Source organism: Parvularcula lutaonensis (genome assembly GCF_014651915.1).
GTDB classification, from domain to species: Bacteria; Pseudomonadota; Alphaproteobacteria; order Caulobacterales; family Parvularculaceae; genus Parvularcula; species Parvularcula lutaonensis.
Genome location: NZ_BMXU01000001.1, coordinates 86,582 through 110,887 on the forward strand (window position 1 = coordinate 86,582; position 24,306 = coordinate 110,887).

General features: G+C 62.4%; 23 protein-coding genes. 16 read left to right on the top strand and 7 right to left on the bottom strand.

The features are described 5' to 3' along the window. Window positions 1–5 precede the first annotated feature (5 nt). Window positions 6–836, top strand: a complete 831-nt coding sequence (locus tag IE053_RS00405) for an HpcH/HpaI aldolase/citrate lyase family protein (protein ID WP_189570371.1) — start codon at window positions 6–8, stop codon at window positions 834–836. On the opposite strand, the gene IE053_RS00410 is transcribed toward IE053_RS00405, so the two are convergent. Beyond that, window positions 833–1,666 (bottom strand): enoyl-CoA hydratase-related protein, encoded by an 834-nt coding sequence (locus tag IE053_RS00410; RefSeq protein ID WP_189570373.1) that lies wholly within the window; start codon window positions 1,664–1,666, stop codon window positions 833–835. The genes IE053_RS00405 and IE053_RS00410 overlap by 4 nt on opposite strands. Window positions 1,667–1,806: 140 nt before the next feature. On the opposite strand from IE053_RS00410, the gene IE053_RS00415 reads away from it, so the two are divergent. The 5 genes from IE053_RS00415 to IE053_RS00435 are packed head-to-tail and all read left to right on the top strand — an operon-like array spanning window position 1,807 to window position 3,689. Beyond that, entirely contained in the window at window positions 1,807–2,115 is a 309-nt protein-coding gene (locus IE053_RS00415; RefSeq protein WP_189570375.1) for a hypothetical protein, read from the top strand. Further along, window positions 2,099–3,028 carry a TraB/GumN family protein gene (locus tag IE053_RS00420; protein ID WP_189570377.1) on the top strand — a complete coding sequence of 310 codons (930 nt, stop codon included), beginning with the start codon at window positions 2,099–2,101 and terminating at the stop codon, window positions 3,026–3,028. The genes IE053_RS00415 and IE053_RS00420 overlap by 17 nt, the downstream gene beginning before the upstream one ends. Before the next feature lie 54 nt (window positions 3,029–3,082). Next, the gene (locus tag IE053_RS00425; RefSeq protein ID WP_189570379.1) at window positions 3,083–3,304 is read left to right on the top strand and encodes a helix-turn-helix transcriptional regulator; all 222 of its coding nucleotides are present in this window, start codon (window positions 3,083–3,085) and stop codon (window positions 3,302–3,304) included. Further along, complete coding sequence (locus IE053_RS00430; protein WP_189570381.1) at window positions 3,283–3,525, top strand: hypothetical protein; 243 nt, start codon at window positions 3,283–3,285, stop codon at window positions 3,523–3,525. The genes IE053_RS00425 and IE053_RS00430 overlap by 22 nt, the downstream gene beginning before the upstream one ends. Continuing rightward, on the top strand, window positions 3,522–3,689 hold the full coding sequence (locus IE053_RS00435) for a hypothetical protein (protein ID WP_189570383.1): 168 nt from the start codon (window positions 3,522–3,524) through the stop codon (window positions 3,687–3,689). The genes IE053_RS00430 and IE053_RS00435 overlap by 4 nt, the downstream gene beginning before the upstream one ends. A gap of 43 nt (window positions 3,690–3,732) precedes the next feature. Here the strand turns inward: IE053_RS00435 and nuoG are convergent, their stop codons facing one another. Next, window positions 3,733–5,847 carry an NADH-quinone oxidoreductase subunit NuoG gene (gene nuoG / locus IE053_RS00440; protein WP_189574586.1) on the bottom strand — a complete coding sequence of 705 codons (2,115 nt, stop codon included), beginning with the start codon at window positions 5,845–5,847 and terminating at the stop codon, window positions 3,733–3,735. Window positions 5,848–6,124: 277 nt separating this feature from the next. On the opposite strand from nuoG, the gene xrtD reads away from it, so the two are divergent. Further along, window positions 6,125–7,693: a VPLPA-CTERM-specific exosortase XrtD gene (gene xrtD / locus IE053_RS00445; protein ID WP_189570385.1), complete on the top strand. Its 1,569-nt coding sequence runs from the start codon at window positions 6,125–6,127 to the stop codon at window positions 7,691–7,693. An 11-nt stretch (window positions 7,694–7,704) separates the two neighbouring features. Continuing rightward, window positions 7,705–8,928, top strand: a complete 1,224-nt coding sequence (locus IE053_RS00450; RefSeq protein ID WP_189570387.1) for a glycosyltransferase family 4 protein — start codon at window positions 7,705–7,707, stop codon at window positions 8,926–8,928. 114 nt (window positions 8,929–9,042) lie between these two features. Here IE053_RS00450 and nuoF read toward each other — a convergent pair whose 3' ends face one another. Further along, complete coding sequence (gene nuoF, locus IE053_RS00455) at window positions 9,043–10,347, bottom strand: NADH-quinone oxidoreductase subunit NuoF (RefSeq protein ID WP_189570389.1); 1,305 nt, start codon at window positions 10,345–10,347, stop codon at window positions 9,043–9,045. Between the two features lie 160 nt (window positions 10,348–10,507). On the opposite strand from nuoF, the gene IE053_RS00460 reads away from it, so the two are divergent. The 3 genes from IE053_RS00460 (at window position 10,508) to IE053_RS00470 (ending at window position 13,318) form a co-directional block, all read left to right on the top strand. Further along, window positions 10,508–11,437, top strand: coding sequence for a glycerophosphodiester phosphodiesterase family protein (locus IE053_RS00460; protein ID WP_189570391.1), 930 nt, complete (start codon window positions 10,508–10,510; stop codon window positions 11,435–11,437). A gap of 112 nt (window positions 11,438–11,549) precedes the next feature. Then, entirely contained in the window at window positions 11,550–12,677 is a 1,128-nt protein-coding gene (locus IE053_RS00465) for an alkane 1-monooxygenase (RefSeq protein ID WP_189570393.1), read from the top strand. A 44-nt stretch (window positions 12,678–12,721) separates the two neighbouring features. After that, window positions 12,722–13,318, top strand: coding sequence for an exopolysaccharide biosynthesis protein (locus tag IE053_RS00470; RefSeq protein ID WP_189570395.1), 597 nt, complete (start codon window positions 12,722–12,724; stop codon window positions 13,316–13,318). On the opposite strand, the gene IE053_RS00475 is transcribed toward IE053_RS00470, so the two are convergent. Together IE053_RS00475 and IE053_RS00480 are read right to left on the bottom strand one after the other, a co-directional pair. Continuing rightward, window positions 13,315–14,241 carry a polysaccharide deacetylase family protein gene (locus IE053_RS00475; protein ID WP_189570397.1) on the bottom strand — a complete coding sequence of 309 codons (927 nt, stop codon included), beginning with the start codon at window positions 14,239–14,241 and terminating at the stop codon, window positions 13,315–13,317. The two genes, IE053_RS00470 and IE053_RS00475, sit on opposite strands and share 4 nt — an antisense overlap. 8 nt (window positions 14,242–14,249) lie before the next feature. After that, entirely contained in the window at window positions 14,250–14,693 is a 444-nt protein-coding gene (locus IE053_RS00480; RefSeq protein ID WP_189570400.1) for a nuclear transport factor 2 family protein, read from the bottom strand. Window positions 14,694–14,946: 253 nt separating this feature from the next. On the opposite strand from IE053_RS00480, the gene IE053_RS00485 reads away from it, so the two are divergent. After that, window positions 14,947–16,968 carry a TonB-dependent receptor plug domain-containing protein gene (locus IE053_RS00485; RefSeq protein WP_189570401.1) on the top strand — a complete coding sequence of 674 codons (2,022 nt, stop codon included), beginning with the start codon at window positions 14,947–14,949 and terminating at the stop codon, window positions 16,966–16,968. 12 nt (window positions 16,969–16,980) lie between these two features. On the opposite strand, the gene nuoE is transcribed toward IE053_RS00485, so the two are convergent. Beyond that, the gene (gene nuoE, locus IE053_RS00490) at window positions 16,981–17,637 is read right to left on the bottom strand and encodes an NADH-quinone oxidoreductase subunit NuoE (protein WP_189570403.1); all 657 of its coding nucleotides are present in this window, start codon (window positions 17,635–17,637) and stop codon (window positions 16,981–16,983) included. A gap of 239 nt (window positions 17,638–17,876) precedes the next feature. Between nuoE and IE053_RS00495 the strand changes: the two genes are divergently transcribed. The 4 genes from IE053_RS00495 (at window position 17,877) to msrB (ending at window position 23,633) form a co-directional block, all read left to right on the top strand. Continuing rightward, entirely contained in the window at window positions 17,877–19,925 is a 2,049-nt protein-coding gene (locus IE053_RS00495) for a TonB-dependent receptor plug domain-containing protein (RefSeq protein WP_189570407.1), read from the top strand. 146 nt (window positions 19,926–20,071) lie between these two features. Further along, window positions 20,072–22,114: a TonB-dependent receptor gene (locus tag IE053_RS00500; protein ID WP_189570409.1), complete on the top strand. Its 2,043-nt coding sequence runs from the start codon at window positions 20,072–20,074 to the stop codon at window positions 22,112–22,114. A 29-nt stretch (window positions 22,115–22,143) separates the two neighbouring features. After that, window positions 22,144–23,052: a 4-hydroxybenzoate octaprenyltransferase gene (gene ubiA, locus IE053_RS00505; RefSeq protein WP_189570411.1), complete on the top strand. Its 909-nt coding sequence runs from the start codon at window positions 22,144–22,146 to the stop codon at window positions 23,050–23,052. Window positions 23,053–23,093: 41 nt separating this feature from the next. Beyond that, entirely contained in the window at window positions 23,094–23,633 is a 540-nt protein-coding gene (gene msrB / locus IE053_RS00510) for a peptide-methionine (R)-S-oxide reductase MsrB (RefSeq protein WP_229785995.1), read from the top strand. On the opposite strand, the gene IE053_RS00515 is transcribed toward msrB, so the two are convergent. Then, entirely contained in the window at window positions 23,634–24,287 is a 654-nt protein-coding gene (locus IE053_RS00515; RefSeq protein WP_189570413.1) for a DUF2793 domain-containing protein, read from the bottom strand. It lies immediately after the preceding gene. Between the last annotated feature and the right edge of the window lie 19 nt (window positions 24,288–24,306).

A 24,306-nucleotide genomic window follows, 5' to 3' on the forward strand; every position in this document is an offset into this window, starting at 1 on the left:
CCGTGATGACTGCCTTTGACCCGAGCCTGTGGCGTAGCCTTCTTTTCGTGCCAGGTGCCCGTTCTGACCGATTCGACAAGGCTGTCGCGGCGGGGGCGGACCTTGTCTGTATCGATCTTGAAGATGCGGTGGCTCCAGAGGGCAAGGACGAAGCGCGTTCCGCGACGCTTGGTTATCTTGCGGCCAAGGACGGGCGGCCTGCGCCGCTAGGCCTTCGCGTCAATGGCCCGGACAGCGCGTGGTGGGCTGATGATCTCGCCTCGCTCAGGGCTGCGGAAGGTGTCGATTTCGTGATGATGCCGAAGCCGACCGCCATCGCCGAGATCGACCAGCTGTGTGATGCCTTCGGCCAGGACAGGATCATCGTCGTCATGGAGACGGCACGCTCCTTAGGCATGGCGGAGGCGATCGCTGACCATCCCGCCGTATGCGGAGCTATCTACGGCGCTATCGACCTTGCCGGCGAGATCGGCTGCGACCTTTCCTGGGAGGCCCACCTTTACGGGCGATCGCGCTGCGCCGCGGCCTTTGGCGCCGCACGGAAGGTTCTCTTCGACGTGCCCTATCTGGACGTGAAGGACCCTGAAGGACTGAAGGAGTCGACCCGAAGGGCGCAGGCTCTCGGCATTCACGCGCGCGCTGCGATCCACCCCGCGCAGCTTGGCCCGATCCACGAGGCTCTCGCGCCGACTGCGGAGGAACTTGCCCAGGCACGGCGAGTCGTCGAGGCGTTCGAGAAGGCCAAGGGCGGCGTCGCTCTGCTTGACGGGAAGCTGCTCGAACTCCCCGTTGTCAAGGCAGCGCGGCGGAAAATCGCTGCCGCAGAAAGGGCTTAGTCCCTTCCGTCCACCTTGCGGAGAGGTGGCAGCGGCGCGAACTGTCCGGGCTGGCCGGTCTGCTTCGCCGCCATGGCCGCCATCAGCTCCGACGGCTGGAGCATCGACGCGTTCCACAAAGCGATGCGGTCGAGTGCTTCTGCGGTGGTGTGATCGCGCGAATAGGTGATGATGTCCTTGCATCCGTGCACGGCCATTGGTGCTTTGCTCGCGATCTCTGCTGCCATTTCCTTTGCCGCCGCGATGCAGGCCTCATGGTCAGGCAGGACGCGGTTCACGAGGCCGTGGCGCAAGGCTTCGTCGGCTAGCATCTTCCGGCCTGTATAGGCCAGTTCACGGACGATCCCTTCGGGCAGGTGGTTGAGGATCCGGGGGAAGGTCCCGACATCGGCAGTCATCCCGATATTGATCTCGAAGATCGTGAAGAACGCATCCTCCGTGCACAATCTGATGTCGCAGGCCGTGATGAGATCGACACCGCCGCCGATGCATCCGCCCTGGATGGCGGCAATGACGGGCATCCGTGCATCTTCGAGGGCGTTGAAGGCGCGCTGCATACGCAGGACCGTCCGGTAGAAATCGAGCCCCTTGGCCGGGCCCAGGTCGTCCTTCTGCACCGTGGTGAACATGCCCAGGTCGATGCCCGAGGTGAACACAGGCCCCTCCGAGGCAATCACCAGCGCGCGGCATTCACCTGACGCCGAGAGCGCGTCGACCTGGTCGGGAAGGTCTTCCCAGAAAGCCGCGCCCATGGCGTTGCGTTTCTCCGGATTGGACAGGGTGAGGGTGGCGACGGGGCCGTCATGCTCGAGGCGAAAAGCTTGGGTCATGCCTCGCTCTACCATGGAAGCCGCAGAGGGACAGCCTTGGTCCTGCGACAGCATGCCGGGACAGTCTCGGGTCAATGATGCTTGACAAACGGAATCGTGATAAGGAAAGTTTCCTTGTCATCAGGAAAAGGGAAGGCGACATGTTCGGGGCCAAGGCAGTCGGTCTGACACTTCTTGCGGGATCGGCGATGTCCGTTTTCGGAGCCGTGGCCCTTGGGGTGACGGCGGTTGAGCAACAATGGGAACCCGACCGCGTGCTGGCTGCCACGGCAGCGCTTGCCATGATCGCGGAAGCCTGTTTCTGGCTGGGCGGGGGGCTTGTCGGTCTCTCGATGATTCGCCGGCGCCGGGTGGCGGTGGCAGGCTGGGCCGGCCGTGTTGCGTTCCTTGCGCCTATGCTGTCCCGAAGCGGTTCGCATGAGGAGAAACAAAATGCGATTTCTGAATAAGGCGCTGGGGATCAGCGTGCTCGCCCTGATGGCGGCCTGTGGTCAGCAGGCAGAGGAAGCCGCGGAGGCGGACAGCACCGGGACGATGGTCGCGGATACCATGTCGGCCGGCGCACCATTTTGGGTCGTCTCCGACGAGGACAGCAAAATGGTGCTGTTCCCGACAATCCACGTCTTGCCCGAGGACCTCGAGTGGAAGAGCGAAGCCTATGAGGCCGCCCTGGCGGAAGCCGACGAGGTCTGGTTCGAGATCCTTCCAACAGAGATGAACGACCAGGCGCAGATGCAGCAACTGGCCCTGCAATACGGCATGTCGCCGGACAAGCCGTTGTCGGAACGTCTGAGTCCGGAACTTTACGCGGAACTCGAAGCAGCAGCGACGGAAGTTGGCCTGCCGATGCAGGCGCTCGAGCCAATGCGTCCGTGGTTCGCGGCCGTGAATCTCAGCGTGATGGACCTGATGGGCGACGGTTTCACCCCCGGCGCAGGTGTCGAGACCGTTGTCGCCGCAGAGACGCCCGACGAGAAGGAACGGGGCCTTGAAACCGTGGCGCAGCAGCTCGGTTTCTTCGGCAGCCTGCCGGAGGATGTCGAGATCATGTTCCTCGAGGCGACCCTCGAACAGATGGAGAGCGGCCAGAAGGAGCTGAAGGAGTTCGCGGAGGACTGGGCATCCGGTGATGTCTCTGGCCTTGAGGAGTTCGTCATCGGCGGAATCCGCGATGTCTCCGAAGAGCTTTACCAGGTCCTCCTCGTGAAAAGGAACCAAGATTGGGTCGAGCAGCTTGCCGAGGAACTCGAGGGAAGCGGCAATGACTTCGTCGCCGTCGGTGCGGGCCACCTGGTCGGTGCGGATGGCGTGCCACAGCTTCTCGCTGCGCGCGGTTACAAGGTCGAAGGGCCGGGTTTCTGATCAAATCCGTGGCCCGGCATTCACCGGGTCACGCTTCGCGTGCGTAGGGACAGGATGGACAACACGCTCCGTGTGCTGCGCGCCGAACGGCGCTGGACCCAGGCTGACCTGGCGAAGGAACTCGGCGTGTCTCGGCAGACGGTCAATGCCATCGAAGTCGGCAAGTATGATCCAAGCCTCCCGCTCGCGTTCAAGATTGCGCGCGTCTTCGGCCGACCTATTGAAGACATTTTTCACGACGGGGAGGATCAGTCATGCCCCATCGAACCAAGCTGAAATGGATTTTCGCAGTCATCCTGTTCATCCTCGGCGGGATGATGGCGTCGTTGCAGGAAGGCGAGATCTCCGGCAGGTGGCTGGTCCTTGCCGGGCTGGGCATCATCGTGGTGACGATCCCGGCGACATGGATTGATTGGCAGGGCCTCGATGAGCTCGTCAGGCAGGCCCGCAAATCCGCTTGGATGTGGGGCGGTTCGTTCGACATGCTGATCCGGTGATGATCCTTGTCGAGCGCATCCAGAACCGGCGCTACGATTTCACGGGGCTCGATCCCGAGATCGCCTCGCTGCTGGGGTTCTCCGCAGGTGCGGGGATCACGATCTTCGGGGCCGTGGCCGGGTATAGCCTGGCCTGGATCATCTATTGGATGCGCAAACGATAAGGGGGCCCCGAGGCCCCCTTTTTTTGATCCGTGTCCGGGAGGCTCACTCCGCTGCGATCAGCGGGGTTTTCGGTGTCAGCGTCTCCGAGCACTCGCTCATGATATCCGAAGCTCGGGCCACCGGGTTGGTCTTGTAATAGTCCTCGAAGACCGGCCCGAAGACATCACTCGACAGCTCGCCTGCGCCCTCCCAATCGGAAGCGCTGGGTGCATCACCGATATCGACCTGGTCAAGGCCGGCAAAGCTCGGCGCATCTTCGATCATGGCCTGACGAAGGGCGAAGAGGTCGTCATAGGGCAGGGTCTTGCCGAGCCGCTCGGAAAGCGCCCGCAGGATCGCCCAGTCGTCTTTCGCTTCGCCGAAGGGGAAATAGGCACGGTTCGCCATCTGCACCCGGCCTTCCGTGTTCACATACAGGCCCGGCTGTTCCGAATAGGCGGCACCCGGAAGGATGACATCGGCGACCCTCGCGCCTGCGTCCCCATGGTGGCCCTGGTAGATGACGAAGGCATCGGCGAGGCCCGAAAGGTCCGCTTCGTCACAGCCCAGATTGTACACAACCTCGATCTCGCCGGTCCGCGCGCCGTCGAGGATGGCGTGGAAGTCGCGGCCGTTCTCGCCAGGCAGGAAGCCGAGGTCGAGGGCACCGACCCGGCCCGCCGCGTTGTGCAGGACGCCGAAGCCGTTCCATTCGCCGCCAAGCGCACCGACGCTCTCAGCCAGCTTGAGGGCGGATGCCATCACCGCCTGGCCATCTTTCCGGGCCAGTGCACCGGCACCGACGACAATCATCGGACGCTCGGCCTTTTTCAGCGTCTCAAGGAAGCTGTGCTGGCCATCGGTAAGCGTTTTCAGGCTGTCCGCACCTGCTCCGATATGTGTCGTGTCGTAGGTCAGGTCCCGGCGCTCGCCGATGACACCCACCTGCAAGTCTATCTTGGCGAGCCAGTTCTTGCGGATCCGGGCGTTGATCAGCGGCGCTTCGATTCGCGGATTGGTTCCTATGAGAAGGATCGCGTCCGCCTCGTCGATACCGGCGATCGTCGGCGCGAAGGTATAGGAAGCGCGGGGCGCTCTCTCGCCATTGGGCTTCACGCCGATTGTCGAGCCGTCCTGCCGACAATCCGTGTGCGGCGTCCCGATTGCAGCCATCAGGTCCTTGAGGGCTTTCACCGGCTCGGTGGCGACGAGGTCGCCCGCGATTGCCGCAACCTTCTCGGGCGCGGTGTTCTCGAGGCGGGCGGCGATGGCGTCAAACGCCTCGTTCCAGCTCGCAGCACGCAGCTTGCCGCCTTCGCGGATATAAGGACGGTCGAGGCGGCGCTTGGCGAGGCCGTCCCAGATGAAGCGGCTCTTATCGGCCAGCCATTCCTCGTTCACGTCGTCATGGATGCGCGGAAGAATGCGCATGACCTGGCGGCCTTTGACATCCATGCGGATGTTCGAGCCGACAGCATCCATGACGTCGATCGTCTCGACCTTCTTCAGCTCCCAAGGGCGCGCCGTGAAGGCGTAGGGCTTGGAGGTGAGCGCACCCACCGGGCAAACGTCGATCAGGTTGCCGGTCAGTTCCGAAGCGACGGCCTTCTCGAGATAGGTGGTAATCTCTGCATTCTCGCCGCGATTGACGAGGCCGAGGTCATCCACGCCCGCCACTTCTGTCGCAAAGCGGACGCAGCGGGTGCACTGGATGCAGCGGGTCATGATCGTCTTGATCAGCGGGCCCATGTATTTCTCTTCGACCGCGCGCTTGTTCTCTTCGAACCGGGAGTCGTCCCGGCCATAGGCGACGGCTTGGTCTTGCAGGTCGCATTCGCCGCCCTGGTCACAGATGGGACAGTCCAGCGGGTGGTTGATAAGCAGGAACTCCATCACACCTTCGCGGGCCTTCTTGACCATCGGGGTGTTGGTGAAGAGCTCCGGCGGCTGGCCTTCCGGACCGGGGCGCAGGTCGCGCACGTTCTGGGCGCAGGATGCCACGGGCTTGGGCGGCCCGCCCTTCACCTCAATCAGGCACATCCGGCAATTGCCCGCGACCGACAGCCGCTCATGGTAGCAGAAGCGGGGGATTTCCTCGCCCGCTTCCTCGCAGGCCTGGAGCAGGGTGAGGCGCGGATCGACGTCGATCTCGCGGCCATTGACTTTGATGGTGCGCAGTTCGGTCATTCGAGAAACAAATCGCTGAAGCTTTTCCGAGGCGAGCTAGAGGATGAGACGCCCGAGCGCCAGAGGTTTTAGGGTCGCTCCTGACGGTGGCGTGACCATCGGCAATGCCAGTCGCGCTGGATAGCGCATCGGCGCCAGACCAAGTGGTGCGCTGCTTGCACCGGGCCAGGCGAGATTGTGTTGAGTTGCCTGTCCTTATCGCTTCGCTTACGCAATTTCCGTAACGAATTTCGCGAACGTTCTGGGGCGGGAAAGCGTCGAGGGTCCTGTGAGTACAACTGTCCAAACGCCGTCTCGCATCGAGCGCGATGGGCCCGTCTACGCGGTTTCCGCAGGGCTCGTCCTGGCCCTCGTGTTCCTGTTCCATGAGTCGCTGGCCAATCTGTGGCTTCGCTGGGGCAATCAGAAAGAACTCAGCCACTCATACTTTATTCCTCTCATCACGGCCTGGATGCTGTGGGACAGGCGCGATGCGATCCGGCAGAGCATGGGCCCGTCGAGCTGGCTTGGCGTGGCGATCCTCGCCTTCTCGGTGATCCTCGTCTGGGGCTACCAAACAACCCACATTCACCTGCTCCAGCATATCGGCCTGTTCGTCAGCTTCTTCGGCGTGGCGCTCGTTGTCGGCGGCGTTTCGCTCCTGCGCCTCTGTTTCTTCCCGCTCGCCTATCTTGTCTTCATGATCCCGCCGCCCTTCTGGATCATCACGGTCACCTCGTGGCAGTTCCAGCTCTGGTCGTCGGAGCTCGGCGTCGCGATGATCCGCATGTTCGATGTGCCGGTGGCGCTGTCGGGCAACGTCATCGAACTGCCGACCCTGAACTTGCAGGTCGTCGAGGCGTGCTCCGGCCTGCGTTATCTTTTCCCGTTCCTCAGTCTCGGTGCGCTCGCGGCCTATTTCTACAAGGGGCCATTCTGGCAGCGGGCCATCATCATCCTGTCGACGATCCCGATCACGATCGTGATGAACAGCTTCCGGATCGCTATCACCGGCGTCCTGTCGGAAAACTACGGCAGCCAGCATACCGAAGGGTTTCTCCACTTCTTCGAAGGCTGGGTCGTTTTCCTCCTCTGCATCGCGATCCTTCTGTTCGTCGTTTGGTTGGTCGCGCGTCTCTCTGGCCAGAAGAACGTTCTTGGGACGCTCGGCCTGCCTGAAGCAAAGCCGATCCGTCCCGCGCAGCCGTTCGAGCGCAACCGTTTCATGGTGGTGGCCGGTGTCGCCGCTGCCGGTGTCGCGATCTCCGCCGTCCTGCTCCACACCAGCGAGGACGAGCTTCGCGTGCCGGAGCGCGAGCGCTTCGTCAGCCTGCCGCTCGAATTCCCCGGCTGGCAGGTCCAGGAATCACCCCTCGATGTCGAGACCGAGCAGGCGCTCGGTGCGGACGACTACATCGTGCTCAATCTCGTCAACCCCGAGAATGAACAGTACAATCTCTACGTGGCGTGGCTGGACTCCCAGCGCGATGGCAACAGCTGGCACTCGCCGCGGCAGTGCCTGCCGGGTGGCGGATGGGAATTCCAGCAGCAGGGGATCGTCAGTGATGGCGAAAACAACCCCCTCGGCCATCCCTACAACCGCATCGTGATGAAGAACGGACAGGTCCGTTACCTCGTCTACTACTGGTACGATCAGCGCGGCCGCTACTACGCCGACGAGATCAACATGAAGCTCGGACTGATCTGGGATGTCGCGACCCGTCAGCGTTCTGACGGTGCCATGGTGCGCCTGATGACGCCGATTGACCCGGAGGAAAGTGTCGCTGACGCCGATGCCCGCCTCATCGAGATGGCGCGGAAGACGGAAGAAATCCTCCAGCCCTACATCCCCGATTAAGGAGCGCTCGGATGCGCGTGCTCCTTGTCGCACCCAACGCCAGTGCACGCATGGGCGGAGAGGCGATCCTGCCGCTCCACTGGCTGCGCGAGCTTCGGGCGCTGGGCGTCGACGCCCATCTGCTGACCCATGAGCGCTGTCGCGCGGAACTCGAAGACTCTCCTTATGCGGAGATGCCGATCTCCTATGTCGCTGACTCCAGCGGTGAGAGAGCGGTCTGGCGCTTCCAGAAAGGCGCCAAGGGGTTCGCCTGGCGCGCGAGCGGGTTCCTCCTGTCGCTCCTTTCGATGATGCGCCTTGGCAAGGAAGTTCGGCGCAAGGTGGATGCTGAAGGGTTCGACCTCATCCATCAGGTGATCCCGGTCTCGCCGCGGCTGGCGTCACCGGTAACGCACAAAACCGTGCCAGTCGTGATCGGCCCTCTGAACGGCAACATGAGGTTCCCTGACGGTTTCGCGAAAGACTATGGCGACGGATCAGAGGCCGCCGAAGAGATGGCAAGGGGGCTGAGCGCCTTCACGCACAGGCTGCTGCCCGGCAAGCCGAATGCCGCGCGAATCCTGGTCTCCAATCAGCGAACGGAAGAAGGCTTGCCCGAGGGCGTAAACCGCGGGCGGGTGACCCATTTCATCGAGAACGGCGTCGATCTCGACCAGTGGCAGGCGAGCAGCCCGCTGCCTGAAGGCCCGGCGCGGTTCATCTTCGTCGGGCGGCTCGTCAACTGGAAGGCCGTCGACATCCTGCTCGATGCCTTTTCCCGCCTTGATGCCGGCGAGACGCTGACGATCTGTGGCGACGGGCCGGAGCGTGGCAGGCTCGAACGCTTTGCCAAGGCGCGAGGGCTCGAGGACCGCGTGACCTTCACTGGCCGGGTGCCTCAGGACGAAATCACGGCGCGGGTCGCGGACAGCCATGTCCTCGTCCTGCCAAGCCTCTATGAATGCGGCGGTGCCGTCGTCCTCGAGGCGATGGCGATGGAGCGTGCCGTGATCGCGAGCGACTGGGGCGGGCCGTCCGACTATGTGACGCCGGAGACCGGAATCCTCATCGAGCCGACCAGCAGGCAGGGTTTCTCCGACGCCCTTGCCAACGCCATGCGCGACCTCGGCGGCGACATGGACCGTATCAAGAGCATGGGCCAGGCTGGCCGCAAGCGTGTCGAGCAGCACTTTGCCTGGAAGAAGAAGGGTGAGGCCATGCTCAGGATCTACAAGGAGATCCTTGGCGGTAGCTAGGCGATCGCGACGGCTGCTCGGTGGCGACCAGCCTCAAAGCCCGCAGGTGACTGGATGCCGGTGTCCCGGAACCCGCGACGGTCGTGTCGCGCCGCCCCGGGACGTGGAACAAGGCTATTCAGCCGCTACGTGGGGCAGCGCCACCTGTCCGGGGCTGCGGCGGTAGTTCGTGATCTTCTCTTCGATCTCGTGGCGGAAATGCTTGATAAGGCCCTGCACCGGCCATGCAGCAGCATCGCCCAGCGCGCAGATCGTGTGACCTTCGATCTGGCCAGCCACATCCAGCAGCTTGTCGATCTCGTGCATTTCCGCATCGCCTTTCGCCATGCGGGTGAGGACGCGCCACATCCAGCCGGTGCCTTCGCGACATGGCGTGCACTGACCACAGCTCTCGTGTTTGTAGAAGTACGCAATGCGGGCGATCGCCTTCACCATGTCGGTGGATTTGTCCATGACGATGACGGCGGCAGTACCAAGACCAGAGCCATGCTCGCGCAGGGCGTCGAAGTCCATCAGGACATCGTCGGCAATTTCCTTGTTGATGCAGCGTACGGACGATCCGCCCGGGATCACAGCCTTGAGGTTGTCCCAGCCGCCACGCACGCCGCCGCAATGCCGGTCGATCAGTGTGCGGAGCGGGATCGACATCTCTTCTTCCACGTTGCACGGCTTGTTCACGTGGCCCGAGATGCAGAAGAGCTTCGTGCCGTGATTGTTCGGTCGGCCGAAGCTCTTGAACCAGTCGGCGCCTCTGCGGAGGATCGTCGGGACGACCGCGATCGACTCCACATTGTTCACCGTGGTGGGGCAACCATAAAGGCCGGCACCCGCCGGGAAGGGCGGCTTCAGGCGCGGCTGCCCCTTCTTGCCCTCTAGGCTTTCGAGCAGTGCCGTTTCTTCACCGCAAATATAGGCGCCTGCACCGTGAGCGATATAGAGATCGAACGGCCATCCATGGATGTTGTCCTTGCCGATCAGCTTCGCCGCATAGGCTTCGTCGATGGCCTTCTGGAGCTGCTCGCGTTCGTGGATGTATTCGCCGCGGATATAAATGTAGCAGGTATGCGCCTTCATCGCGAAGGAGGCGACGAGACAGCCCTCGATGAAGAGGTGCGGATCGTGCCGCATGATCTCTCGGTCCTTGCAGGTGCCGGGCTCCGACTCGTCAGCATTGACGACGAGGTAGTGCGGACGGTCCTTCACCTCTTTGGGCATGAAGGACCATTTGAGACCAGTGGAGAAGCCTGCGCCCCCGCGGCCGCGCAGGCCGGATTCCTTCACCTGCTCGATGATCCATTCGGGACCCTGGTCGAGCATCAGCTTCGTCGCGTTCCACGCGCCGCGCTGCTTGGCGCCTTCGAGGAACGGGTCCTTCAGGCCATAGAGGTTCTGGAAGATGCGGTCTTTGTCCTGGAGCATAGGGTCTCGAACACTCGGAGAAATCTGTCCGGCAGCTGCTAAAGCGCCGGGGCGCGGGACGCAAGGCGGTCCGTGGGCGCAGGGGCCAGTTCGCCTGTGCATAGGACGCTTGAGAACGGAAAAGTTCCACTCTAACGCGCCGCCGACAGGGAGTTCTGCGATGAAACGTCTGGTTTTTTCGGCCTTTACGGCCCTCTCTCTGAGCGCTTGCGGCGACACGCTGGCGCCGGATGTCGCTGCTTGGGAGGTGCCGGTGCTCGACGCGACCGGACACCCCACGGCGGCCTCTTTCATGTCCTGCATGGAGGGGAAGGCCGCGATTGTCAGCGCGCACCGCGGTGGGCCAGCGCCCGGCTATCCCGAAAACGCTATCGAGACCTTCCTGCATACCCTGTCGGAGGTCCCCGCGCTTATCGAGACGGATGTGCGCGAGACCGCGGATGGTGTCCTGATCCTGCTCCATGACGACACGGTGGACCGGACGACCAATGGTACGGGCAACGCGTCGCAGATGACGCTGGCTGAGATCAAGGCGCTCCGCCTTGTCGACGCTGACGGTCGCTTGACGGAGTATAGGGTACCGACCCTCGACGAGGCGCTTGAAGCCATGCGGGGCCGGACCATCCTGCAGCTCGATGTCAAGCGCGGGGTGGGCCTTGCCAAGGTCGTGCGCGCGGTCGAGCGGGCTGGGGCGGAAAGCTACGCGGCGATCATCACCTATAACGACAATGGCGCCGTGATCGCCGCCGAGGCCGGTGACAACATCACTGTGATCGCGGGGATCGATGAATATTCCGACGTCGCCTCCCTCGGCAGCCGTGGCCTCGACCGAGAGCGGCTGATCGCGTGGACCGGCATCATCGACGAACTCGAACCGGATCTCTACGAGGCGCTTGGCGAGCTCGACATTTCGGCCTCAGGCGGCGCGCTGAGAAACATCGACCGCCGCGCGGCCGAAGGGGAGGTCGGGCTCTATAAAGTGCTCGAGCAAGCAGGTCTCGATGTCATCGCCACGGACATGCCGGTGCGCGCCGCGCGCTATCTCGGCATGTCCGGCATCAGCGAAGCCATTGAATTATGTGCGCTTTGACGGAAATCATCAACCCGGCTGAATAATACTGTTCGGCTGCCAGAATGTTGGAAGTATAGAACTCGCGAGTTCTATCAGATAATGTCAGCACCTCTTGATTGGAGGGCTGACAATGTCCACCACGCTCCGGCTAGACCACAAACCGACTGACGTCATTCGTGCGCCGCGCAAATGGATGTTCCTCTTGGGCATCCCCAGTGCGATGGTTCCGACAATATGCGTCGCGGCCTATTACGCGTTCGGGCAGCAACCCTGGATCGCTGTCCTTCCCTTCATCTGGTTTTTCATCTGTATACCGATCCTTGATGCGGTGGTCGGCGAGGACCTGACCAATCCTCCGCCGGAGGATTTCGAGCGCTTGGCAGCGGACCGTTTCTACACGAACATCATTTTCGCCTCCCTGCCGGTCTACTTCCTGAATTTCGTCTTCGGCATCATGCTTCTCGTAGACGGGCTACCGGTCTGGGCGATGTTGCCGTTCCTCTACACGATTGGAATTGGCGGCGGGCAAGTCCTCATCATCGCCCATGAGCTGGGTCACAGGACCAACAGGCTCGACCGTAACATCGCCAAGCTGGCGCTCGGCCTGATCGGCTACGGACATTTCTGCATCGAGCACAATCGCGGGCACCACGTGAATGTCGCCACGCCTGAGGATTGCTCGTCGGCGCGAATGAACGAGACCGTCTATGCCTTCATGTTCCGTGACATCATCGGCGCCTTCGTCGGCGGTTGGAAGCAGGAGGCCAAGCGCCTCAGGAACCGCGGGCAGCCGGTCTTCTCCCATCACAACGAGATCCTGCAGTCCTACGCCATCACCGTGCTGATCGCGGCTGCGATGGTCGCTTGGCTCGGCTGGGCCGCGCTGCCCTTCATCATCGCCCACCACTTCCTTGCATTCTTTGCACTGACGATGGTGAACTATATCGAACATTACGGCCTCAAGCGCGAGAAGCTTCCGAACGGCCGGTACGAGCCTTGCCAGCCGCACCACTCGTGGAACACCAACCACACCGTTTCGAACCTCCTCGAGATCAATCTCCAGCGCCACTCGGACCATCATGCCAACCCGATGCGACCCTATCAGTGCCTGCGGAATTTCGAGGAGCTGCCGCGCCTGCCTTCCGGCTATCCCGGCTGCATCACGATGAGCCTGATCCCGCCATTATGGTTCAGGGTAATGAACCCCAAGGTTTTGGCCTGGGCTGGCGGCGACAAGTCGAAATTGAACTGGGGCTAGCGCAACCCCCGGAACTTCCCGCCCGCGCCGTCCGTTGGCTGGGCATGAGCGAGCCGATCCAGGGAGTGGAGGATGCGCTCGACCGTCTCGAGCAGGCGGTCGCATCCAGCAGCGACGCCGGAACCGGCAAGGTTTCCGTCGCCACGGTCCTCGATGCCTTCGGGCGCAGGAGTTATGGTCCGCTGCTGCTCGTTCCCGCACTCATCGAGCTGACGCCGATCGGAAGTATTCCCGGCGTTCCGACCCTGATCGCTTTCCTGATCCTGACCACCGCGCTGCAGATCCTCGCAGGCCGCGATCATGTCTGGGTACCGGGCTTCATCGAGAGACAGCGTTTGCGCGGCGACTGGATCGAAGCGGCGGACAGCAAGATCCGCCCCGTCGCGCGATGGCTCGACCGGCATACCAAGGCGCGCTTCCGGCCGCTGGTCCGGAACCCGGCGGTCAAGCTGGCCGCGTTCCTTATTGTCTGTCTCTGCCTGACAGTTCCGCCGCTGGAGCTTGTCCCCTTCGCAAGTTCGATACCGATGGCGACGGTCGCGCTTTTCGGTCTCGCCCTTCTTGTCGGGGACGGTCTCTTGATGCTCATCGCCTTCCTGGGCGTTGCGGCGGCGGTAGGCGGAATCATCGCCATGGTCTAGTCGGAAAAGACGCCGCGCTCCTCGAGCTTCGCGTCGATGGCCGCTTCGTCCGCTGACCAATGGTCAAAAACCTCCGCCCCGGATGCACCGCGGTCCGCGGCCAGCGCAGCCACCCGGCCCATGCCGGAGAAAGTCGTTTCCGGCAGCTCGTCCGCTATCGGATCGTCATAGGCTTCATCGGGAGAGATGATCTCCCATCCCGCCTGCCGCAGGGCCTTTACCGCGTCGCCAATGAAGAGCGCTGCGAGGTCGTTTTCATGCAGCAGGAGAACATGCGCAGGCTGACGATCCAGCCATTCCTCCGCCATGGCATCGTAATGCTCGGCAGCGTCGACGATCATGCTGACATAGACCTCGCGCAGGGCTGCGAGGTTCACGGATTTGCCTTCCGCCGCCGCTTGTCTCCATCGCCGGTCGATATGCCAGTCATAGGTATCGACGGTGACATAGCCTGACATCAGGCCGCGCTCAGCCAGTGCTTCGCGCACGGCATCGCGCTTTTCGACGTCCTGGCGCCCTTCATCGAGAAAGGGATACCGGAACCAAGGACGCCGGTTCTCGAACCGCGCGAGTCGCCGCTCTGCCTCGTCGATGTCGGCAAGATAAGTCTCGACGTCCGTCTGATGCAGCCACGGATGACTGTGCGAGTGATTGGCGATCAGGTGTCCTGCCGCCGCATAGGTCTCGATCCGCTCGACCCCGTCGAGGCCCTCCTCGAAGCCCTTGGTCGTGACAAAGAAGGCCGACGGCACTGCGCGAGCCTCGAACAGGCGGCGGACCAGCATATCGGTCCGCATGGCGCCGGACAGGACGGGTCCATCACCGCGGGGGGCATCATCGAAGGTCAGCGCAATCCTCTTCTCCGCCGAGGCTGATCCCACGAGGACGAGAGCGGCAATGAGAATACTCAAAAAACGGATCATCGGTGGCCTTACTGGTCCTGCCTGATGAAGACCTTCTGCACGATCTTCCACTCTCCATCGATCTTCGCGAGGGTCAGGGCGTCGAAGAAGCGGCCATCGCTATCGAACATGACCGTGGCGAGGCGCCCGTCTGCGATGTTCATCGACAGGATCTCTCCCTTGCGCTCTGCGGTCGATGGTTCGCCCTCGGACCAGCGCGGTATCGTCTCGCGCATCGCCCAGCTGCGAATCTCTGTCCCGCCGTCCTCGGCGCTCAGCACGCCGACCATCTGCGCGGTCTCTGCATGGAAGGCACGGTTGAGGCGCTCGGCGCTCCGCTCGCCCTGGCCTTCGAAATAGTCCATGACGGCGGCTTCGATCGCTTGCCTATCGGCCTCCATGGTGCGTTCCTCTGCCAGGGCCGGCGCGAGAAGGCTCACCCAGCATGCGGCAGTGGCCAGTGTCATCAGCATCGGTGTTTTCTCCCATCAGGCGGAGGGATCGTTGCCTGCCTGGCGAACGAAGGCCCGTTTCCACTTGTTCAGAAAGGCCCGAGAGTGCCCGTCCTGCGGCAAGGTGACGCAACTGTAATGCCGTTTGACCACAGATGTAGTCTTTTTGTCAGCTGCGCCGATGGATGATGGTTCCAATCGGTGATACCCCGACCATATCGGAAAACGGTAAGGCGCCCGGTCGGGGCGCGACGAGGACTTCGGAGCTATCACATTGAACGCACGCAAGTTTTTTGCGGCGGCACTGCCCCTGTGCCTGCTGCTAACAATCGCGCTCGCCCAGACGGAGGTCGATGGAAGGCAGGTCTTTGAACCGCGCTTCTTCGAGCGTTTTGCGCCCCAGACGGCCCTCGACATGCTGCGCCGGGTGCCGGGTTTCTCCGTTCGCAACAACAGCGATGGCCGCGGCCTCGGGCAGGGCGGCACCAACGTCCTGATCAATGGTCAGCGTGTCACTGCAAAGGATACCGGCCCGCTCGAAATCCTCGGCAGGACCCCGGCGAGTTCTGTCGTCCGTATCGAGATTTCCGACGCCGCGAGCCTCGGCGTCACCGGCCTGACCGGGCAGGTCGCGAATGTGGTGACCGAGCAGGACAAGCTGACGGGCAATTGGGAGTGGAACCCGCAGTTCCGCCACGGCCTGCCGCCACGCCTCCATGCAGGTTCAGTGTCCTTCAGCGGCAAGGCAGGCGGAATGGCGTACACGGTGGGCCTCGAAAGCAGCCCCTTCCGCAACGGTAATCGAGGCCCCGAATACGTCTTCGGGCCAGATGGGGAGCTGACCGAAACCCGGTATGAGGACGGGCAGTTCTTCGGTGACCGACCGTCGATCACGGTGAACCTCTCCGGCGGCAAGAAGGAGACGCTTCAGTACAACTTCACCGGCTCGGGGGTTCTCTTCGAGTTCGACGGCCGGGAAATTTCCCAGCGTCCCGACGATTTCGTCCGTGTCAACCGCAACAGTGAGGACGAGTGGAACGCTGAAGTGTCAGGCGATCTTACCAAGACGATTGGCCCCGGGGATGCGAAGATCATTGCCTATCACCGCTACGAACACAGCCCATTCGTCAACGAGTTGCAGGCATTCGACACCGGGACCCTTCTGCAGACGGATCACTTTTTCCAGACCTCTGACGAGACAGAGACCATCGCGCGCGTGGAATACGCGATCCCGCGGCCCAAGGACCGGTCATGGGAGCTGGCGGCCGAGTACGCCTTCAACAGCCTCGATAACGAAAGCGCTTTCGCGACGGATGGGAGCGGGACGGTGGTCCGCACGGATTTCGACGATGTCGAAGTGACCGAGGACCGGATCCAGTCATCCGTCACTTACAGCCGCAAGATCGGCCCGAAACTCGCGTTCCAGGGCTCCCTCGGCTCTGAATATTCCGAGATCCAGTCCCGGACGGGGACGGTCGAGGGTGAGCCGCGCAGCTTCTTCCGCCCGAGGGGGTTCGTCAGCCTCGCCTATCCATTTGGAGAGGACATGGACATCAGGGCGCGGATCGAACGCTCTGTAGGCCAGCTCAATTTCTTCGCTTTTGTCAGCTCCCAGAACCTCAATGACGAGACGACGCAGGCAGGGAACACCAATCTCGTCCCACAGCAGTCATGGGATGGCGAACTGGAGGTCGAACGCCGCTGGGCAGAAGAGGAAAAGGTTGTCTTCCGCACCACGTTGTCTCTCATCGAGGACCGCGTCGACAATATTGTCATCGACGGTGAGGAGGCTGTCGGCAACATCGATGAGGCGCGCCAACTCTCGCTCGAGGTTGAAGGCACGACGCTGCTCGACCGTTGGGGGATCGAGGGTGGACGCGTTGATTTCCGCGGTGAGCGGAACTTCAGCGAGATCGACGACCCACTGACCGGTGAATCGCGACCCTTCTCGGGCCAGCTGCGCTACTTTGCAAACATCGGCTTCCGCCAAGACATTCCCAATACGGACTATGCCTATGGCGCGGAGATCACCCACCTCGAGTTCGAGAACCGCCCGCAGGCGCTGCAGACCAGCTTCCAGAGCTTCAGCCAGCCGCAGACCGAGATCTTCATCCAGCACAAGGATTTTTTCGGGCTGAACGTGACTGGCTACGTGGTAAACCTGCTCGACATGGACGAGCGGTTCGAGCGCACGGTCTATGACGGCTTTCGCGACCAGTCACCCGTGCTCTTCCGTGAAGCGCGTTCACGGGATTACAAAGCCATCGTCGGGTTCAATGTGCAGGGGACGTTCTAGCGTCCCCCGCGCTTACGCTGCGTCGGTGTTCGGCAGCTTGGTGAGCGGTTTCGCCTGCTCACCCTTGTAGATTTCGTCGCTGGTCAGGGTCGTGTTCTCGCCCTCGGGGTCGGAGGTGTGACGGCCATCATTGAAGACGCCCGGCTCCACATATTCGCCGCGGTCAAGCTTCATGAGGATATCCCGGAAAATCTCGGGCGTGAGGTCCTGGTAGTAGTAGTCGTTGATCTGGACCATTGGCGCGTTGCAGCAGGCACCCAGGCACTCGACCTCTATCCATGACAGATTGCCCGAGGGAGTGATCGTGTTCTGGGGGCCGATCACGTCCTTGCAGACCTCCACGAGGTCCTCCGCGCCGCGGAGCATGCAGGGCGTCGTGCCGCAGAGCTGGACGTAGTATTTCCCGACCGGCTTGAGGTTGAACATCGTGTAGAATGTCGCGACCTCGTAGACCCGGATGTAGGGCATATCGAGCTGCTTGGCGATCGTTTCCATCGCCGCGATCGACACCCAGCCTTCCTGCTTTTGCGCACGCCACAGGAACGGGATCACTGCCGAAGCCTGTCTGCCTTCGGGGAACTTCTTGATCTGTTCCTCGCACCACGACTTGTTCTCGGGGCTCCATTCGAAGCTGTCGGGTTGTTGGCGCGAAGGGGTGCGTTCAGCCATCTTGAAAAGCCGTCTCCTACTCGAAGCCTGCCTAAAGCCGGACACGGGCGAATTGTCCAGATGCTGCGGCGAGAACCTTGCTCGCGAGGGCTGCCATCTTACTTGGACGAACGATGCCGCAACACAGTTTTCGTTACGCAAGCGTAAGCTTGGAGCGGCCAGATGACCGGTGTTATTGGCTCCCAGTTATGAACCAGAAAGCGCCGGGACGAAGCGCGTCGGTTCACCGGAGGAAAGTCTTGCCGAACGCCGCACTCCTGAGCGCTGTTGCGCTGCTCGCCTTTGCACCGATGGCCGCGTCCGCGCAGGGCGACGGGCAATCTGGAGGCTTTCAGGTTTTCGAACCGGAATATTTCGAGCGCTTCGCTCCCCAGACCGCCAGCGACATGCTCGAACAGGTGCCGGGTTTCTCGATCCGCCAGACAGGTGGCGGACGCGGCCTCGGCCAGGGCGGCACGAACGTCTTGATCGATGGCGAGCGGGTGACGTCCAAGGACACGAACGCGCTCGACATCCTGAACCGCACGCCCGCCAGCGCGGTCGTCAGGATCGAGATCACCGATGCCGCGACGCTCGGTGTGACCGGCCTCACCGGTCAGGTGGCGAACGTGGTGCTCGACCGCTCCACCGTGAGCGGGAGCTTTGAGTACCGTGCGCAGTTCAGGAACGGCGCGCGCCCGAACCTGACACAGGGTTCGGTTTCGGTGTCGGGCACGAAAGGCAATCTCGCTTACACGCTCGGCTTCGAGAACAATGCCCGGCGCGGTTTCGAAGAGGGTCCCGAGCTGCTCCTCGACCCCAATGGAAACCTCATCGAAGAGCGTTTCGAGCATGAAAGCGTGCGCGCGGAATCGCCGCGCCTCACCGCGGTTATCGATTTCGACCTCAGTGAGGGCACCTCGCTGAACGTGACCGGCTCGGCGCAGTCTCAGTCCTTCGAATCGCAGGAGCGGTCCGAGCGCTCCACCGGTGAGTTCCGCCGGGCCCTCAATGGCGAGGACGAGTGGAACGCGGACCTTTCCACTGAACTCAGCCGCAAGACGGGCCCCGGCACGCTGAAGCTCATCGGCTACCAGCGGTTCGAGCACAGCCCATTCTCCAACGAAGCCCTGACGGTCTCTCCAGCCGGGGCGGTCAGCGTCGTGTCTTTCGACCAGACCAATGACGAGGGCGAGACCATCGGCCGGGTGGAGTATTCCTGGGCACCTGCCGAGGATGTCAGTTGGGAGATCGCTGCAGAGACCGCCTACAACTTCCTCGACCGCGAGGCCGTTTTCACCGTCGGACAAGGACCCGGCGCCGTGGCGACGCCTTTTCCCGACACCAAGGTCGAGGAACTGCGCAGCCAAGGCTCCATCACCCGCGGTTTCGTCCTCGGCGAGAAACTGTCCGTGCAGGCATCGGCGGCGGCGGAATGGTCCCGCCTGACCGTTTCCGGAGATGCGAGCAACCGGGAGCAGGACTTTTTCCGGCCCAAGGGCTTTGTTTCCTTTGCCTATCCCGTATCTGAGAGCTTCGACATCAGGGCACGGATCGCCCGCGAGGTCGGCCAGCTCAACTTCTTCGATTTCGTCGATTCGGTGAACCTGACCGAGGACCGCGCCAATGCGGGCAATGCCGGCCTCGTCCCGCAGCAGTCTTGGGACGGCGAGATCGAACTCCAGAAGGAATTCGGCGACGACGAGAAGATCATCTTTCGTCTGAGCGGCTCGCTGATTGAGGACCGGGTCGACCGTGTGCTGATCGAGACTGATGACGGGAACGGGAACATCGTCCTTCAAGATGCCGTCGGCAACATCGACGAGGCCCGATTCGCCTCTGCCGCGGTCGAAGGAACCCTTCTCACGGATCGCTGGGGGCTCACTGGTGGCCGTTTCGACTTCTCCGGTGAACGCAGGACCTCGGCCCTCGACGATCCCCTGACCGGGGAAAGCCGCAATTTCAGCCGCCTTGCCGAATGGAACTACGATATCAATTTTCGCCAGGATATTCCGAACACCCCCTATGCTTGGGGCACCGGCCTGAGCGACCGGGCCGAAGAGGTGCTCATCCGCTTTGACGAGGTCACGGTTTTCGACCGGACCGATCCCTGGGTCAGGGCGTTCGTCGAGCACAAGGATGTCTATGGGCTGAACCTGCGCCTCTGGGCGAGCAACTTGGTGAACACGGAGTTCACCGTCGACCGTACCCGTTATGCCGAATTCCGCGATGGCCCCGTGCAGGAGATCGAACGGCGTTCCCGAATCGATAACCGGCGGTTCTCGGTGACTCTATCCGGGACTTTCTGACCGGATTCCTCATGTAATTTCTGAGATGTGGCGAAAACCACACTGGCATTGGCTTGTTTTTACCGGGGCATCGGTCCACCCTTCTTGCCGGGCAGCGCTCTTGTTTGAGCGGCAAAGGACGGCGGGGCACGCCGCGGAGGACGACAGTGAGCAATTTGGTGCGGCAGGGGTTGCTCGCAGGGGCAGCGGTATTGGCCCTGACCGGCGCGGCGGCGGCGCAGGAAGACAGCGGGCGGCAAGTCTACGAGCCTGCGTTCTTCGAGCGTTTCGCGCCGCAGACCGCCTTCGACATGATCGAGCAGATTCCGGGCTTCTCGATCCGCGAGACTGGCGGCGGCAGGGGCCTCGGCCAGGGCGGTACGAACATCCTCATCAACGGCGAGCGGGTGACCTCCAAGGATACCGACGTGATCGAGATCCTTGAGAACACCCCTGTCCAGGCGGTGAAGAGGATCGAGATCGCCGATGCCGCAACCTTGGGCGTGACGGGGCTGACTGGCCAGGTCGCCAATGTGGTTCTCGAGCGCAACGAGATGAGCGGCAGCTTCCGCTGGAGCCCCGAGTTCCAGCACGGCGCCAAACCTCTCTTCACGCGCGGATCGGTTTCGGTCACGGGCAAGCGCGGCGATCTCAACTATACCCTCGGCCTGTCGAATGGAAGCTCCCGCAGCTTCGAGGAAGGGCCCGAGGTCGTCATCTTCGGTGATGGTCGTCCGGATGAAGACCGTTTCGAGAGGACGCGTGTTGCGACCGAGCTACCGTCGATCACTGCAGCGCTCGAATTTCCGGTGGGCGAGCGTACGACCCTGAACCTGCGCAGCTCTGCCGGAACCCTGTCGCTCGAGCAGGAGGAGACTTCGCTCGGCTTTGATGGCGGCGTCCGGATATCAAAACTTTCCGCAGACCAATGGTTCGCAAACGTTGCAGCCGAACTCACGAGGCGTGTGGGCGATGATGCGAGCCTCAAGGTCATCGCCTCGCAGAACTATACCGAAGCGCCTCTCGTCAATGACATCAACGCCCTGGCCCGCCCCAATGCCGCCGACCTCACCGCCCGTTTCGTCAATGACGACAAATCGGGCGAAAGCATTCTGCGCACGGAATATGCGTGGAAGACGAACAAGAAGGTCAGCTGGGAGCTAGCAGGCGAGGTTGCCTACAACTTTCTCGACAACACCAGCAGCCTCGTCATCAACAACGGCACACCGACGTTAACGCCGCCGACCTATGTTGACGAGATCCGGGCGCAAAGCTCGATCACGCGCGGCTTTACTCTTGGCAAGAAGCTTGCGGTCCAGGCATCGCTCGGCTCGGAATGGTCACAGATCGAGGCGGATAGCGAAGGCAACGTCCGTTCGGACGAGTTCTTCCGCCCCAAGGGGCTTCTGACCGTTGCCTATCCGTTTACAGATGACCTCGATTTCCGCGCCCGTATCGAGCGCAGTGTCGGTCAGCTCGATTTTTCTGATTTCGTGGACTCGACAGACCTGACCGAGGAACGGATCCAGGGCGGCAACGTCAACCTCGTGCCGCAGCAGGCATGGGAAGGCGAGGTCGAACTCGAACGACGTTTCTCCGACAAGGAGAAGATCATCTTCCGTCTCGAAGGCGCCCTCATCGAGGACCGCGTGGACCGGATCGTGATCCTGACTGACGTGAACGGAACATTGCAGCTGACCGATGCCGTCGGCAACATCGACGAGGCCAGCTCGGCCAAGGCAACGGTCGAAGGGACTGTCTTCACCAAACGATGGGGCCTCGATGGTGGCCGCATCGACTTTCGCGGCACCCGCGAGACTTCCCGCCTTGAAGACCCGCTGACTGGCGAAGACCGGAATTTCAGCCTCGTTCAGCAATGGACCTACTTCGTCAATTTCCGCCATGACATCCCGGGCACGCCGTATGCGTGGGGGACCGGTGTGGTCAACGCGGCGCCGCGGACTGTCTACCGGTTCAACGAAGTGTCCCGCGCAGAAACGCCTCAGCCGAACCTCAGCCTGTTTGTCGAGCACAAGGACTTCTACGGCCTCAACCTGAACATCCGTGCAGGGAACCTGCTGAACCAGGAAGACGTCCGGGACCGGACGATCTTCGTCGATCGCCGCGATACCAGTGCGCTCAACCGTATCGAGTCGCGGGAGCGGATCGACAACCAGGTCTTCCGCATCACGCTGTCCGGCACGTTTTGATCGCAGGCAACACCTGCTAGGCGGCGGCCATGACTGCTGCCGCCGACAAGACCCTCGACGCCGAACCCGGCCTCGTTGACCGATCGCCAAGCTGGCTTCGTCCCTATCTCAGGCTGATGCGCGCTGACCGGCCGATCGGGGTGTGGCTTCTGTTCCTGCCCTGCAGCTGGGGCGTGATCGCCGCGCGGCCGGACGGTATGGATGCAGGCCGTTTCTGGTGGCTGCTCCTGTTGTTCGCCGTGGGCAGCTTCGTCATGCGCTCGGCGGGTTGCGCCTACAACGATCTCGTGGACCGTGACCTCGACCGTTCGGTGGAGCGGACAAGGAACCGGCCGATCGCGTCGGGTGCGGTCTCGCCGAAAGCCGCGACCGCCCTTATCGTCGGGCTCAGTCTCGTGGGTCTTGCCGTCCTCCTGCAGCTTGGGCTGCCAGCCATCCTCATCGGCATCGGAAGCCTTGCGCTTGTGGCAGGCTATCCTTTCATGAAGCGGATCACGTGGTGGCCACAGCTCTGGCTCGGCCTCACCTTCAACTGGGGCGTGCTTGTCGGCGCGGCTGCGGTCAGCGGCGGCGTGCCGCTCCCCGCCGCGCTTCTCTATGCGGCAGGCATCTTCTGGACCCTTGGCTATGACACGATCTACGCGCTCCAGGACATCGAGGACGACGCGCTTGCGGGCATCAAGTCCAGCGCCCGAAGGCTCGGCGGCGATGTCAGGAAAGGCGTTGCGCTTTTCTACACGGCCACGATCCTGCTCGCGGCGGGTGCGCTCGTTGCCGGGGGGCGAGGCGAGTGGATCTGGCTGCTTGCACCGGCTGCTCTTCACTTCGCGTGGCAGGTCGCCTCGATCGACCGCGACGATCCAGCGCGTAACCTTCGCCTCTTCAAGTCGAATATCTGGCCGGGTGTCTTCATCGCCGTGGCGATGTTGCCGCTGTGATGGACCTTCCCGGACCGGGAGCCATCTTAGGGGAGAAGACGATGATAAAGTTCGACCGCCGCTGGTTCCTGACCGCCTCCGCCGCAGGGCTTGTCCTGCCTACGGCGTCCTGTGCCCGCGTGCAGCCATCATCCAAGGAGAGCCCGATGTCCGATATCAAGCCTGTCCCGCTCGGCGAGAGCGATGTCGACTGGGATGCCATGACCGAGCGCGAATGGCGCGAGCGCCTCACCGACGCCGAATTCAGGGTCATGCGCAAGGAAGGCACCGAGCGCTCAGGCAGCTCGCCTCTCAATGACGAGAAGCGCAAGGGCGTATTTGTTTGCCGCGGCTGTTACCTGCCGATCTTTCCATCCGAGTACAAATACAACTCAGGCACCGGCTGGCCGAGCTTTTTCGACTACAATGAAGGCACGCTGGGCTTCAAAACGGACTACAAGCTGATCTACCCGCGCAAGGAATATCACTGTATTCGCTGCGGCAGTCATCAGGGCCACGTCTTCAAGGACGGCCCGGAGCCGACGGGCCTGCGCTACTGCAACAACGGTGTCGCACTGGCCTTTGTTCCGGACGAGGCGTGATCAGGGCGTGTTGGGAAAGCTGACCGCGCCAGTCTGACGGTCGATGACGATGGCGTCGCGGAACGTGCCGCCATCATCGGCTACCTTGATCGAGAAATCATCCGTACCCGCAAGGCCAAATTCGGCTTTCCCGGCCCAGCCCGACTGGAACACCAGCGTTGCGGTGTTACCGCTCCCGCTTTTGTTCAGCACGAACCGCACGTCGCCCGATCCGGGCGTCACGTCATCATGGCTGACAAGGACCGCGTCTGATTTAACAGCGAGACGGTTTGTCGCGTCGGGAGATGCATTGACCCCGAGCTTGGAAGGCTCGCTGACAGGCTTCCAGCCGGTGCCATCGAAATAGCGCAAAATGCCGTCATCCTCTGTATACGCGCTCATGCCGGAGGCCGGGGCAATGGCGATCCAGGCACCCTCTTGAAACACCATGAGTGTGCCCTCAGGCTGGCCGCCCCAGTCGGTCCCCGTGGCGCCCGCAGGCAGGATGTAGGCGTCGCCGTCGCTGGCGGCGGGCTCAGCGACGATCGAGACGCTCTTCACACTGAGGTGCACCAGCGCATCGAGCCGCCGGAAGCTCTCATTGACGGTGACATGCTTCTGGGCCTGCGCCTCGGCAAGGTAGGACAGGCTGAGGCGAGCGGAGGTGAGGCTCATGGTCTGGCTCCTTGTATCA

Coding starts and splice junctions, on each gene's coding strand:
- nuoE (WP_189570403.1), bottom strand. CDS start 17,637: ATGGCTGAACGCACCCCTTCGCGCCAACAACCCGACAGCTTCGAATGG.
- IE053_RS00515 (WP_189570413.1), bottom strand. CDS start 24,287: ATGAGCCTCACCTCCGCTCGCCTCAGCCTGTCCTACCTTGCCGAGGCG.
- IE053_RS00470 (WP_189570395.1), top strand. CDS start 12,722: ATGAGCGAGCCGATCCAGGGAGTGGAGGATGCGCTCGACCGTCTCGAG.
- IE053_RS00480 (WP_189570400.1), bottom strand. CDS start 14,693: ATGCTGATGACACTGGCCACTGCCGCATGCTGGGTGAGCCTTCTCGCG.
- msrB (WP_229785995.1), top strand. CDS start 23,094: ATGATAAAGTTCGACCGCCGCTGGTTCCTGACCGCCTCCGCCGCAGGG.
- ubiA (WP_189570411.1), top strand. CDS start 22,144: ATGACTGCTGCCGCCGACAAGACCCTCGACGCCGAACCCGGCCTCGTT.
- IE053_RS00465 (WP_189570393.1), top strand. CDS start 11,550: ATGTCCACCACGCTCCGGCTAGACCACAAACCGACTGACGTCATTCGT.
- IE053_RS00405 (WP_189570371.1), top strand. CDS start 6: ATGACTGCCTTTGACCCGAGCCTGTGGCGTAGCCTTCTTTTCGTGCCA.
- IE053_RS00415 (WP_189570375.1), top strand. CDS start 1,807: ATGTTCGGGGCCAAGGCAGTCGGTCTGACACTTCTTGCGGGATCGGCG.
- IE053_RS00410 (WP_189570373.1), bottom strand. CDS start 1,666: ATGACCCAAGCTTTTCGCCTCGAGCATGACGGCCCCGTCGCCACCCTC.
- IE053_RS00425 (WP_189570379.1), top strand. CDS start 3,083: ATGGACAACACGCTCCGTGTGCTGCGCGCCGAACGGCGCTGGACCCAG.
- nuoF (WP_189570389.1), bottom strand. CDS start 10,347: ATGCTCCAGGACAAAGACCGCATCTTCCAGAACCTCTATGGCCTGAAG.
- IE053_RS00430 (WP_189570381.1), top strand. CDS start 3,283: ATGCCCCATCGAACCAAGCTGAAATGGATTTTCGCAGTCATCCTGTTC.
- IE053_RS00475 (WP_189570397.1), bottom strand. CDS start 14,241: ATGATCCGTTTTTTGAGTATTCTCATTGCCGCTCTCGTCCTCGTGGGA.
- IE053_RS00460 (WP_189570391.1), top strand. CDS start 10,508: ATGAAACGTCTGGTTTTTTCGGCCTTTACGGCCCTCTCTCTGAGCGCT.
- IE053_RS00420 (WP_189570377.1), top strand. CDS start 2,099: ATGCGATTTCTGAATAAGGCGCTGGGGATCAGCGTGCTCGCCCTGATG.
- IE053_RS00450 (WP_189570387.1), top strand. CDS start 7,705: ATGCGCGTGCTCCTTGTCGCACCCAACGCCAGTGCACGCATGGGCGGA.